This is a genomic window from Paraniabella aurantiaca, assembly GCF_050309965.1.
GTDB lineage: Bacteria > Bacteroidota > Bacteroidia > Chitinophagales > Chitinophagaceae > Niabella.
The window spans coordinates 2,726,722-2,739,619 of sequence record NZ_JBLOSY010000001.1 but is presented as its reverse complement, the minus strand read 5'-3'; the positions used below and the strand labels follow the sequence as shown (position 1 = coordinate 2,739,619).

Here is a 12,898-nt window from a genome sequence, read left to right as displayed (position 1 = left end):
TGACAGTTAAAGCAATTTAAGTTACTTTTCGCCCGATTTTTAATCGTTGCTTATGTCTAAAAAAGATTTGAGAAAAGAGCTGGCGCTGGAATACCATGCGAAGGGGCGCCCCGGGAAAATTGAAGTAATTCCCACCAAAGAAGCTAAAACCCAGAGGGACCTATCCCTGGCTTATTCACCCGGCGTGGCTGTTCCCTGTTTGGAGATTGCCGAGAACGTAGAAAACGTATATAAATATACCGCCAAGGGGAATCTGGTTGCTGTAATCAGCAATGGTACCGCCGTTCTGGGCCTGGGTGATATTGGTCCGGAAGCTGGTAAGCCGGTAATGGAAGGCAAGGGCGTACTTTTCAAAATATTTGCAGACATTGATGTATTTGATATTGAGATCAATGAAAAAGACCCTGTTAAGTTCGTGGAAATCGTTCAGGCGCTGGAACCTACTTTCGGCGGCATCAACCTGGAAGATATTAAAGCGCCGGGCTGTTTTTATATTGAACGGGAATTGAAGAAGCGCTTAAAAATACCGGTAATGCACGATGACCAGCATGGCACGGCCATCATTAGCGCTGCCGCCCTGCTGAATGCGCTTGAAATTCAGAAGAAAAAAATAGAGAAAGCAAAGTTTGTAGTAAATGGTGCCGGTGCTGCTGCCATGGCCTGCGTATTACTATACCAGCAAATGGGTGCTAAACCTGAAAATTTCATCATGTTCGACAGCAAGGGGGCCTTACATAAAGGACGCACCGGGCTGGATGATATAAAAGCACCTTTCGCCATTGCTCCTAAGGACGTGTCGCTGGCTGAAGCGCTTAAAGGAGCCGATGTATTTATTGGTTTGAGCGCAGCTAATGTATTGAATGGTGAAATGGTAAAAAGCATGGCGAAAAACCCGATTGTTTTTGCCATGGCCAATCCCGACCCCGAAATTTCCTGGGAAGAAGCTACCACAGCCCGCAAAGACGTAATCATGGCTACCGGCCGCAGCGATTACCCTAACCAGGTCAATAATGTACTGGGCTTCCCTTATATTTTCAGGGGGGCGCTGGACGTAAGAGCTACGCAAATCAATACCCAAATGCAACTGGCGGCAGTAAAAGCCCTGGCCGATATGGCTAAAACACCCGTACCGGATATTGTAAACCTGGCTTACAACCAAACGAACATGCATTTCGGCCCTGAATATATTATTCCGAAGCCACTCGATCCCCGATTATTATCAACGGTAGCGCCGGCTGTAGCCAAGGCTGCAATGGAATCGGGCGTGGCTAAGATCAATATTGAAAACTGGGAGCAGTACGAACATGACCTGAACAAACGCCTGGGACTTGACAACCAGGTGTTACGGGTGCTGGGCGCCAAGGCCCGGAGTGCACCTAAACGTATTGTTTTTGCAGAGGGCGAAAATGTGAACATCATTAAGGCGGCACAGATTGTACTGGATGAAGGTATAGGCTACCCTACGCTGTTGGGAGATATCAAAAAAATACAGGAACTGGCCGATTTGCACAAATTGGATATCACAGACATACCAGTGATCAACCCGCGTAGCGACGATGCTAAAGCCAAAAGAGAAGAATACGTCAATCTCTTTTATAAAAAAAGAGCACGCAAAGGTTACACGAAGGAGGAAGCATCGAAACTCATGGAAGACCGCAATCATTTTGGTTGTATGATGGTGGAATGCGGCGACGTGGATTGCATGATATCGGGACTTACCAAAAGATATTCGGATGCCATTCGCCCTGCCCTGCAGATTATTGGTACCGAAGAGGGCGTGAAAAAAGTGGCAGGTATGTATCTGATCATGACCTCTAAAGGACCTTTGTTTTTAGCAGATACAACGGTAAATATTAACCCAACTGCAGAAGAACTGGCTGAGATAGTACTGTTAACCGCCAAAGAAGTTTCCGCATTTAATATTACGCCCAGGATCGCCATGTTAAGCTATTCCAATTTTGGCAGCAGCAATACCCCGGAAGCCCAGTTGGTGTCCAAAGCCAGGGAGTTAGTAAAACTAAAAGACCCTTCCCTGATAGTAGATGGGGAAATGCAGGCTAATGTGGCGCTTAATAATAGTTTGTTAAAAGAGATGTATCCGTTTAGCGAACTGGTTGAAAAAGAAGTAAACACACTAATCTTCCCTAATTTAGCATCTGGTAATATCACTTACAATATTCTGAAAGAGATTGGCTCTACTGACGCAATAGGCCCGATCCTTTTAGGACTGAAAAAACCGGTACACTTGTTGCAACTGGGTAGCACGGTGAACAACATTGTCAACATGGCTTTGATAGCAGTTACAGATGCTCAGATAAAGTCAGCTGCAATGTCGGCCAAAGCTGGTTCGGAGGCAGGAAAAAACCAGGGTGACACCAAAAAGAAAAAATAGGCTATTTCCAACTAAACGACTTTATTCTTGAAAATACTTAGAGAATTCGGGCAGTATATCCAGATGTTCAAAGGTATGTTTCGCATGCCCGAAAACAGAACCATGTACTGGAGGCAGTTTATGCTTCAATGTAATGATATAGGCATCGGGTCGCTGGGCATCATTTGCATTATATCTGTTTTTATTGGTGCTGTATCGGCCGTACAAACTGCCTACCAGATCACCTCCCCCCTTATTCCCAAAACGACGATCGCACAAATTGTAAGAGATACCGTAATACTTGAATTTGCCCCTACCTTAAGCTGTATTGTACTGGCCGGCGTTGTAGGCAGTAAAATAGCCAGTGAACTGGGTAATATGCGGGTAAGCGAGCAAATAGATGCATTGGAAATAATGGGGATTAATACAAAAGCTTACTTAATACTTCCTAAAATCATAGCGGGCGTGATCACAATTCCCATGCTGATCATATTAGCCATGGCCCTGGGTATTTGGGGAGGTCGCTTAGCCGGCTCTGCAACAGGCATCATTGATACATCTATTTTCGACAACGGGTTGTTGATGGGCTTTAGTGGCTATAATGTATTTTTTGCCTTAACCAAGAGTTTTGTGTTTGCATTTCTGATTACCAGCATTCCCTGTTTTTATGGCTATAACGTAAAGGGAGGTGCTTTGGAAATAGGACATTCCAGCACAAGAGCAGTAGTGGTATCCTGTATCTTATTGCTGTTGGCAGACTATATCCTGTCCGCTTTGCTGCTGTAATCTTTACAAAACATTGGAGCGTAAAATTTGGGCGTAAAAAGCTGATGTTTTTCAACCATAATTATTAACAACAACAGTTACTTCAAAAACTGAAGTACCATGATAGAAATAAAAGGTCTTAAAAAAAGTTTTGGAGAAAAAGTGGTGCTCAAAGAGGTGAATGCCTTAATGGAACCGGGTAAGTGTAATTTGATTATAGGATCGAGCGGTAGTGGTAAAACCGTTTTGATGAAATGCATTGTAGGACTAATGCCTCCCAGTGAGGGAGAGGTGATTTATAATGGTAAGAATTATGTTACTATGTCACTGGAAGAAAGAAAGGCCATTCGCAAAGAAATAGGTATGCTGTTCCAGGGTTCGGCATTATTTGATAGCCAGACGGTAGAACAAAACGTGGTCTTTCCGCTGGACATGTTTACTACCGACAAATATTCCGTTAAAAAAGCACGCGTCAAAGAAGTACTGGACCGAGTTAACCTGAATGAAGATGCCTACAAAAAATTCCCCTCTGAAATAAGCGGCGGTATGCAAAAAAGGGTGGCCCTGGCGAGAGCAATTGTTTTAAATCCCAAATATTTGTTTTGTGACGAACCCAATTCAGGACTGGATCCTCAAACCTCCATCGTCATTGATAAACTAATAAAAGAAATTACAGAAGAGTATAAGACCACCACTATCATGAATACGCACGACATGAATAGTGTAATGGAAATAGGCGACCATATAGTGTATATGAACCAGGGGGAGAAGGAATGGGAAGGCACGAATAAGGAGATCATTTACAGCGATAACCAAAAACTAAATGAGTTCATTTTCGCTTCCAACTTCTTACAGGACGCCAAAAATATGCGTATGATACAGGAGACAGGCGAAATTCCCAAAGATGTGCATGAAGATGTACGTGATGCGCTGGAAGAAAAATTTAATGCCGATATGGACGGCGATGGTGTTGTTGGTTCACCAAAAGATTAATAACTCCGGCCTGTTGTTCTCCAACCTCTACGCTAACCTTAATTATCATTCTTCTTTTTGTATAGGAATCAGCAAAAATTTAGCATATTAGCATGCTGGTTTCCTTACTTTTGTAACCAATCAGAAAAAACTATAAAATGGCAGTATTAGTAAATAAAGATTCGAAAGTGTTAGTACAGGGCTTTACCGGCACAGAAGGTACTTTCCATGCAACTCAAATGATCGAGTATGGAACGAATGTGGTAGGTGGCGTTACCCCTAACAAAGGCGGCACCACTCATTTGGACAGGCCGGTGTTTAATACAGTAGCTGATGCGGTTAAAGCAACTAATGCTAATGTGAGCATTATTTTCGTGCCACCGGCTTTCGCGGCAGATGCTATCATGGAGGCTACTGATGCGGGCATAGCATTGGTGGTTTGTATTACTGAAGGTATTCCGGTACAGGATATGGTAAAAGTGAAGAATTATTTACAGGGGACATCGACAAGATTAATCGGCCCCAACTGTCCGGGTGTTATAACTGCCGGTGAATGTAAAGTAGGTATCATGCCTGGTTTTGTATTTATACCTGGCCGTATAGGCATTGTAAGCAAATCTGGTACGCTTACTTATGAGGCGGCTGACCAGGTAGCAAAAGCAGGCCTGGGTATTAGCACTGCTATTGGTATTGGCGGAGACCCGATCATTGGCACACCTACTAAAGAAGCTGTAGAATTATTAATGAACGACCCTGAAACTGATGCGATTGTTATGATCGGTGAAATAGGTGGTGGTATGGAAGCTGAAGCCGCTAACTGGATTAAAGCTACCGGCAACAAAAAACCGGTTGTAGGATTTATCGCAGGCCAAACAGCTCCTCCCGGCCGTCGCATGGGCCATGCGGGCGCTATTGTAGGCGGTGCAGATGATACAGCAGAAGCTAAAATGAAAATCATGAGTGAATGCGGTATCCATGTGGTAAGCAGCCCTGCTGATATTGGTAAAACAATGGCAGAGGTACTGAAGAAATAATCAGAATAATTTATAGACGATAATGCAATCTCCCGGAATCCCGGGAGATTTTTGTTTAGAATATCGCAGTCACAGACGCTCTTCCCGTATGAATAGTTCTGGTATTACCCGGCTTACGTCCATCATACTGGAAGTTAAGTTCCAGGTTATTTAAAAGACGTTTGGTTAGCTGAAGATTCCACAAAAGGTTGGTACCTGGCAGCAACCCGTCCAACATAATATATCCTACGGTGGTTTGTGCATTATTAGTGCCCGCACTATATTTTAGCCCGTTATAAGTAAACTTGCCTGTAACCGAAGCGCTTTGCAGGATGTTATATTTCGTTTCCGCAGTGAGTGCATTCGACAAGGAAGTTTCCCCTCCATAGATTCCCGCATTCTTTTTATGCTCCCGTTTGTAGCCCGTGGTGATACGGAAAGAAGTTCCTTTGATATAAGACAAAAGCAATTCCCCGTTATTCCTGTTGATCTCGTAATTACGGTTATCAAATAGTACATCATCCGTATACAAAGCATTGACACCTGTTAGGGCGTTTATGTTTAAGGTAATGGTGCCCGAGAGAAAATGCCGGTATTTAAGCAGCCACTCATTGTTCTGACGGGTTTCATACCCATAAGTAAGAAAGGCTTTGTTATTGTTACGCAGGTTACTCACGTCTATACCCCATTTGGTACTTTGCCGGTTAAAAGATAAGGTGTTAGCTAAAGTTGTAGCCAGGGTGATCAGGTTGGAATCTGCCAGCCCGTACCCAAACGGGTTAAACTCGAAGATACCATCAGCCATTGATTTTTTGGCAACCTGTAAAGAACTGGTCAGCATCCACCTCGACAAGAAGCCGGTAAAGCCTTTTGCCTGGTTACCCCAAAGCAGCCGGGGTGTTACATTGACACTGTAATTGAGCGTTGTATAATTAGCTTTTATATACTCATTGGTAGGAGTAAAAATCCGGATAAATTTTGCCTGGTCTGCGAAAGCAGCCAGCTCAAACTCATTCAATTGCTGTACACCATCCTCATTATAATCTATCCAGGTGTATTGCCCGGTTCCCGGCGGCACTTCCAGGTAAGCATAATCCCGTTTCTGCTCCTGCCCCGATCCCACTTCGTATAAAACATTTCCATTTAGAAAACCATTCCACTCATTCATCTGGTACTCGGCGCGGGCCAGCACTGTATTGTCTTCTGTTTGCGCACTTACTTCATCATTATACACCTTCAATTTCCTGAAAGTGGTGTTTAGATAAAACTGCCGTTTGGTGTTGGCGAGTAACTCCGCCTGCAGGTTCAGGTTATAGCTTCTGTCACCCCGGATCAATTCTTTCCCCACCGGGTATTTATCGCTTCTCGCGTAAAAGTTAATGCCATACCGGTTTCTTTTTTCCGGGCTGGATTTTAAGTAGGCTGTATAGGTATCAAAAGAAAAGGAAGTAAAATTGAGAGAATCATTAAGCGTATTCCGGTTTAGATTTTCTTCGAGGGTGTAACGCCCACCAATGATCCAATTATCCATCCAGGATAATTTCTTGCTTATATCTATAATGGGCTTCAGGAAATGTCCCTCGTAGGTATTGGTTTTATAATTGGTTAAAACAAACTGATTATTAAAGACCCAGTTTTTCCAATTAGTAAACTGGGTAAGCGTATTCTGAAACCCGTTGTAGTCATCGCTCCGGTTGTAGTTGGTAAAGGTATACTGCACCGCATTTCCGTTATCGGCCCGTAATCCCGTGGAGGCTTTAATAATATTTTCTGTAGCACGTTGTGCCACCAAGGGCAAGCCCCAGTCTCTCGTAAATTCAACATCCCTGAGGCGTTCCAGGGGCTGAAACCGCTGCTGTACATATTCATAATCGAGGGAGCTTACCAGGCTTAGTTTATTTTTTTCTCTTAATAGCTGGGCATTGCTTATATTAATCTTTGCAGCATACCCATTATCATCGTTATCGTGGAGAGAGGACAGTGTATTTACATCATATTTGCTGGTGGCCAGTTCTGTTTTTAATACTGTGTTGGCAGCAATATTATAATCGACACCCAGTGTCAATACTTGTTGTTTGCGGGGAGCTACCAATAAAATCACCGGGTCATAATTACCCTGTCTTATACCATTTACCGGTGCTATATATACAAACACCTTACCGTTGGCATTACCATTGTCTGTTATATAATTGCCACGCCCAAAACCTACATCTGTAAAAGCCAGGTTATACCTGGCAGTTTCCGGGTTAGTAGAATAACGGTAAAAAGAATCGATTACGTTATCAACAGTATCATAAACGCGCTCGTATAATATCTTACCGGCAGTTAAGGTATCCATCATTACAGATGGAGCGTATGCATTCTGTACGCTGTCGCCGATATTAAAAAGAAACTGTTTTTGACGTGCATCCAATACCTGGTTAATGGAGGAGTTTTTAGCATCGCTGTTATTAAAATACCCTACTTTGAGCTTCACTTTATTATTAAAATTCACCTCCTGCATAGCATACACATTGGTGTTCAGGAAGTTCCTGTCGGCATATTCAAACTCCACCTGTATACGGCTATCCTTGGTGATCATCCGCCGGGGCGTAAAAGTTATTTCAGCTGTATTATAGTTGATCACATAATCCTGGTCTTCTCCCCTTTGTAATAGTTCGCCGTCGATAAAAACCCGTTCTGTATTGGCCAGTATGATGAAAAAGGTTTCTCCATTAGCTCCCGAAAGGCGGTAAGGCCCCTGGTTTCCCTCCAGTCCCTGTAAAACATTTCTTGTAAACTTTCCTTTGGCAATAGCTCCACTGACCAGGGTATTCGACTGTGTTCGCTTCGAGATATTATTAACGGTTTGAAAGGATATGCCCTGCAGTCTTTTATAAAATTTCAGAAAATAGCTGCGATCCTCGCGAAGATCCATATCGCCGATATTCAGTTGCCAGTTTTTTTTCTTGAAGCGGATGTAAACTTCATCAAACTCGTTCAACTGTTGGGTATTCCCATCCGGCTGAATAGGTACATTATTATCTGTAATAGCAGCTTGTAGCTCTATACTATCGGCCAACATACCGCTTAACTGTATATTCAAATTTGAATTCAGAACTACATCCTGGTTATTTCCAAAACCCACCTGCCTCCCAAAGCTACCCTGCGCATTGATGGTTCCAAAATTAAAAAGTTCCTTTTGCCGATCGGCCTTGTTATAAGGTGCTCTTATGGGTGCAGCAGAAAACAATACGAGACTGTCAAAATTCATCCGTTGTAAGGTCCCGTTCAGCTTAAAAGGGAAAACGCGGTACGTAACCCAAACTACAGAATCCTTAGGCGGCAATTTCCAATACAGCGCTGCATTAATGTAATCCAATGCATATTGAAGGCTATCTACGCCCTCTATTCTAAAGCTACTGGGAATGATGCTTAATGTATCCAGCCTGGCTACCATACCTGGAATAACAGCGATCTTTTTATGTCGTAAATTATTAGAACCATCGGCAGGAGATTGTCCCCACGCTTCTGCGGTTATAAAAAAATAGATAGCAATTAAAAATATGGTACGGAAAACACCCAACAGTTATTATTTGTTCAGGTGCAAAAATCGGGTATTAACGTCATAAACGGTAAGCATACTCATTACTCCATTTCCAGGCGTTCCATCATTTTTGATAACTTATTTACACTAAAAGCAGCGCTTTTAGCCTAACACAGCAACATCCAAATCCAAAATAATTATAATTTCAAAGGATTTAAATCCGCATTATAATTTGGCCTTATTACCAACACCCAGCCTTTTTTATACTGTTCTATAGCATTTAACTGCATTTGGGGGAGATTTTAAGAGATGAAAAGTCTCCACAATACTTTCATAGTTAGATCCTGAAGCACTGCGATATTCTCTCCCTCGTACGTGAAACTCTAAGTGGTGTGTTACGGTGAAAGACATCATCAAGATAAGACTTCATTTTTGCCTGATCAGGATGAGTAGCTATCCTAATACAACGATACAAAAAGGCGGCCTACTGTACCAAATACTGTACAATAAGCCGCCTACTCAATCGTCCATCAATTATTTTGCCATCATATCTACAAACTCGTTCACCTTCATCAATGTTAATGCATCGTAATCCAATCCTGTCTTTACAATCTGTTCCTGCTGTGCTCCTTCGAAAATGCGGGCCACATTTATCTTAAATTTCTCTATCAACTTGGGAATACCCTCTTCTCTCCTGCGTTTATGCCCGATCGGATATTCTACCACCACTTCATCCAGCACGGTGCCATCATTCAATTCAACCGTCAATGCATTGGCTATTGATCGCTTTTCAGGATCGTGATAGTCCAGTGTAAACTGGGTATCCTGCACACAAAAAATCTTATCTCTCAAGGCATCAATCCTTTCGTCGGCTGCCACCACATCTTCATAATCAGCAGCCGTTAATTGCCCAAATATCAGTGGTACCGCTACCATGTATTGAATACAATGATCCCGGTCTGCCGGATTATTCAAAGGACCTTTTTTATCGATAATGCGTATAGCTGCTTCGTGGGTACGAATGATGATCCGCTTGATATCAGCTGAGGTTTTTCTTAAGGCGTTTAACTGTCCATGAAGCGTCATAGCCGCCTCTACCGCAGTTTGGGAATGAAATTCTGCCGGAAAAGATATTTTAAACAGGATATGCTCCATCACATAAGTGCCGTATTCCCTTTGAAAAGTAAAAGGATTCCCTTTAAAGGACACATCATAAAATCCCCAGGTTTTAGCAGTGAGCACCGATGGATATCCCATTTCACCAGTCTTGGCAATTAAAGCCAGGCGCACGGCTCTGGAAGTGGCATCGCCCGCAGCCCATGACTTACGGCTACCGGTATTGGGAGCATGCCGGTAGGTACGTAAAGATTGACCGTCGACAAAAGCCAATGAAACCGCATTAATGAGCTCATCCCTGTTTAAACCGAGTAATTTACCCACAACAGCTGTAGAAGCTACTTTCACCAATATTACATGATCGAGGCCTACCCGGTTGAAAGAGTTTTCAAGTGCCAATACGCCCTGTACTTCGTGTGCCATCACCATGGCATGCAATACCTGTAGCATAGTCAGGGGTTCTTTGCCTTCAGCAATGTTGGTGCGCGACAACCAGTCGGCCGTAGCCAATATACCTCCCAGATTGTCAGACGGATGTCCCCACTCTGCAGCCAGCCATGTATCGTTAAAATCGAGCCAGCGAATAATGGCACCAATATCAAATGCCGCTTTTACGGGATCGAGCTGATAATTTGTACCGGGTACTTTGGCTCCGTTAGGCACAATGGTTCCGGGCACTATAGGTCCTAACAACTTGGTACAGGCAGGATAAGTCAGAGCTTCAAAACCACAACCCAGGGTGTCCAGCAAACAGTAATAAGCCGTTTTTAAGGCCAGTTCACTTTTGATCTCGTAGTTTAAAACATAGTCAGCAATATCGGCTAAAACCTGGTCTGGTTGAGGCCTTTCATTTGAAATGTGAGATGACATTTTTTTCTTTAAAAGTTGAATGTTATTTGTTGAAAGACGATAGACCATTGTCGATGGTCCATTGCCTATTGTCTTTTTTCTATCGATATAAATTCTAAATTTTCCGGGCCCGTATAATTAGCGCTGGGTCTGATAATTTTCCCGTCCAGTCTTTGCTCGATAACATGGGCACTCCAGCCTGTAACACGCGACACTACGAACAGTGGAGTAAACATTGCCGTGGGTACCCCCATAATATGATAGGCCACTGCCGAAAACCAATCCAGGTTGGGAAACATTTTCTTTTCATCCCACATTACTTTTTCCAGTCGCTCCGCTATAGAAAACAACTGCATATCTCCTGCCTCTCCGGATAATGCTTCGGCAACTTTCTTAATAATCACGTTTCTCGGATCGCCAATTGTATAAACAGGATGACCAAACCCGATGATCACTTCTTTCTTCTCCAATCTCAGTTTGATATCCGCCTCCGCCACATCAGCATTTATATACCTGCTTTGGATATCAAAAGCCACTTCATTAGCACCACCATGTTTGGGGCCTCTCAAAGCGCCTATTGCCCCTGCCACGGCCGAGTACATATCCGAGCCCGTACCCGCGATAACGCGGCTGGTGAAAGTAGATGCATTGAATTCATGTTCCGCATACAAATTTAGGGATACCTGCATGGCATTTACCCAACTGTCAGGCGGCTTTACGCCATGAAGCAAATGCAGGAAATGCCCTCCCACCGTATCATCATCCGTCTCTACTTCTATCTGCTTGCCATTGTGCGAATAATGATACCAAAACAATAAAGCCGAAGCGTAAGATGCCAATAGTTTATCGGCTATATCCCTTGCCCCTGCAATGTTATGATCTTCCCGCTCGGGAAGTATAGTACCTAATACCGAAGTATAGGTTCTCAATACATCCATCGGATGGGTCGCAGCCGGGATCTGCATCAACACCGTCCTGCTTACATCAGGTAATCCTCTTAAGGATTTTAATTTTGCCTGGTAGGCTTTCAATTGCGGAGCGGTAGGCAGCTTCTCATGAATCAGCAAATGAGCTACTTCTTCAAAACTCGCTTTTTCAGCCAAATCGTTAATATCATATCCCCTGTAATGCAGGTCGTTACCGCTTTTGCCTACTGTGCAAAGGGCGGTATTGCCGGCGGCAACACCTGACAGAGCTACGCTTTTCTTGGGTTTAAATGTGGTTGTTTCGTTTGTGGCAGCCATCGTTATTTTATTTATGTATTACTTCTTTTTAAAAAGCTCATCCATCTTTTTTTCATATTCATAATAATTGATGCTTTCATAAAGTTCCTGCCGGGTTTGCATGGAGTCTAATACATTTTTCTGTGTTCCCTCTTTTCGAATATGCGTATATACATTTTGAGCGGCTTTATTAGCAGCGCGAAAAGCCGATAAAGGATAAAGCACCAAACCCACACCAGCATTCCTTAATTCCTCAACGGTATACATCGGTATCATACCAAACTCAGTAATATTGGCCAGCACAGGAATACCGGTTGCGTCTACGAATTTCTGGTAATAGGAAAGATCCGGAACGGCTTCAGCAAAAATAAAATCTGCGCCGGCTTCCTTATAAGCCACGGCCCGCTCCAAAGTTTTTTCAAATCCTTCGTTAGCAAAAGCATCGGTGCGGGCACCAATTACAAAATGTTCATCAAAACGTGCATCAGCAGCGGCTTTCAGCCGGTCTACCATTTCTTCCTTACTCACTATTTCCTTACCAGGGCGGTGTCCGCAACGTTTAGCCCCCACCTGGTCTTCAATATGCAGTGCTGCGGCACCGGCTTTGATCAATGATTTTACGGTGCGCTCTATATTAAACGCAGACGCGCCGAACCCGGTGTCTATATCAACCATTAAAGGGGTATCAGTAATATTGGTAATACGGTTTACATCTATCAACACATCGTCGAGGTTGGTGATGCCTAAATCCGGGATGCCCAGTGAACCAGCCGCCACGCCTCCGCCAGACAAATAAATAGCTTTAAAACCGGCCTGAGTAGCCAGCAATGCATGATTGGCATTAATGGCGCCAACAATTTGTAACGGGTTTTCGCTTTTTATGGCCTCGCGAAAGCGCAATCCTGCAGAGCCTGTTGCTGAAGATTTCATTTGCATACCGGCAAACCTACATTAAATTTTTATCCGATATCGATATTATGATAAAGATGTAAAATTTAACAGGAGCCGGTAATGAAACAAGTACTTATGCACAGCTGTATGCAAACAATTTAGAAGTTCCTCA

At 43.3% G+C, this 12,898-nt stretch carries 8 protein-coding genes; 4 read left to right on the top strand and 4 right to left on the bottom strand.

Annotated features, from left to right (window positions below; all coding sequences use genetic code 11):
- Positions 1 to 52 precede the first annotated feature (52 nt).
- From ACLOAU_RS11940 to sucD, 4 genes are all read left to right on the top strand, one after another.
- The gene (locus tag ACLOAU_RS11940) at positions 53 to 2,392 is read left to right on the top strand and encodes an NADP-dependent malic enzyme (protein WP_427862099.1); all 2,340 of its coding nucleotides are present in this window, start codon (positions 53 to 55) and stop codon (positions 2,390 to 2,392) included.
- A 27-nt stretch (positions 2,393 to 2,419) separates the two neighbouring features.
- The gene (locus ACLOAU_RS11935; protein WP_240852727.1) at positions 2,420 to 3,157 is read left to right on the top strand and encodes an MlaE family ABC transporter permease; all 738 of its coding nucleotides are present in this window, start codon (positions 2,420 to 2,422) and stop codon (positions 3,155 to 3,157) included.
- Between the two features lie 99 nt (positions 3,158 to 3,256).
- Positions 3,257 to 4,129: an ABC transporter ATP-binding protein gene (locus tag ACLOAU_RS11930; protein WP_427862098.1), complete on the top strand. Its 873-nt coding sequence runs from the start codon at positions 3,257 to 3,259 to the stop codon at positions 4,127 to 4,129.
- A gap of 137 nt (positions 4,130 to 4,266) precedes the next feature.
- Positions 4,267 to 5,142 carry a succinate--CoA ligase subunit alpha gene (gene sucD, locus ACLOAU_RS11925; RefSeq protein ID WP_427862097.1) on the top strand — a complete coding sequence of 292 codons (876 nt, stop codon included), beginning with the start codon at positions 4,267 to 4,269 and terminating at the stop codon, positions 5,140 to 5,142.
- 55 nt (positions 5,143 to 5,197) lie between these two features.
- On the opposite strand, the gene ACLOAU_RS11920 is transcribed toward sucD, so the two are convergent.
- The 4 genes from ACLOAU_RS11920 to prpB form a co-directional block, all read right to left on the bottom strand.
- Positions 5,198 to 8,686, bottom strand: coding sequence for a DUF8818 domain-containing protein (locus ACLOAU_RS11920; protein ID WP_427862096.1), 3,489 nt, complete (start codon positions 8,684 to 8,686; stop codon positions 5,198 to 5,200).
- A gap of 495 nt (positions 8,687 to 9,181) precedes the next feature.
- Positions 9,182 to 10,633, bottom strand: coding sequence for a bifunctional 2-methylcitrate dehydratase/aconitate hydratase (locus ACLOAU_RS11915; protein WP_427862095.1), 1,452 nt, complete (start codon positions 10,631 to 10,633; stop codon positions 9,182 to 9,184).
- A 65-nt stretch (positions 10,634 to 10,698) separates the two neighbouring features.
- Positions 10,699 to 11,856, bottom strand: a complete 1,158-nt coding sequence (gene prpC, locus ACLOAU_RS11910) for a bifunctional 2-methylcitrate synthase/citrate synthase (protein WP_427862094.1) — start codon at positions 11,854 to 11,856, stop codon at positions 10,699 to 10,701.
- An 18-nt stretch (positions 11,857 to 11,874) separates the two neighbouring features.
- On the bottom strand, positions 11,875 to 12,765 hold the full coding sequence (gene prpB / locus ACLOAU_RS11905) for a methylisocitrate lyase (protein ID WP_427862093.1): 891 nt from the start codon (positions 12,763 to 12,765) through the stop codon (positions 11,875 to 11,877).
- Positions 12,766 to 12,898 lie beyond the last annotated feature (133 nt).

Coding starts and splice junctions, on each gene's coding strand:
- ACLOAU_RS11940 (WP_427862099.1), top strand. CDS start 53: ATGTCTAAAAAAGATTTGAGAAAAGAGCTGGCGCTGGAATACCATGCG.
- ACLOAU_RS11930 (WP_427862098.1), top strand. CDS start 3,257: ATGATAGAAATAAAAGGTCTTAAAAAAAGTTTTGGAGAAAAAGTGGTG.
- sucD (WP_427862097.1), top strand. CDS start 4,267: ATGGCAGTATTAGTAAATAAAGATTCGAAAGTGTTAGTACAGGGCTTT.
- ACLOAU_RS11915 (WP_427862095.1), bottom strand. CDS start 10,633: ATGTCATCTCACATTTCAAATGAAAGGCCTCAACCAGACCAGGTTTTA.
- prpC (WP_427862094.1), bottom strand. CDS start 11,856: ATGGCTGCCACAAACGAAACAACCACATTTAAACCCAAGAAAAGCGTA.
- prpB (WP_427862093.1), bottom strand. CDS start 12,765: ATGAAATCTTCAGCAACAGGCTCTGCAGGATTGCGCTTTCGCGAGGCC.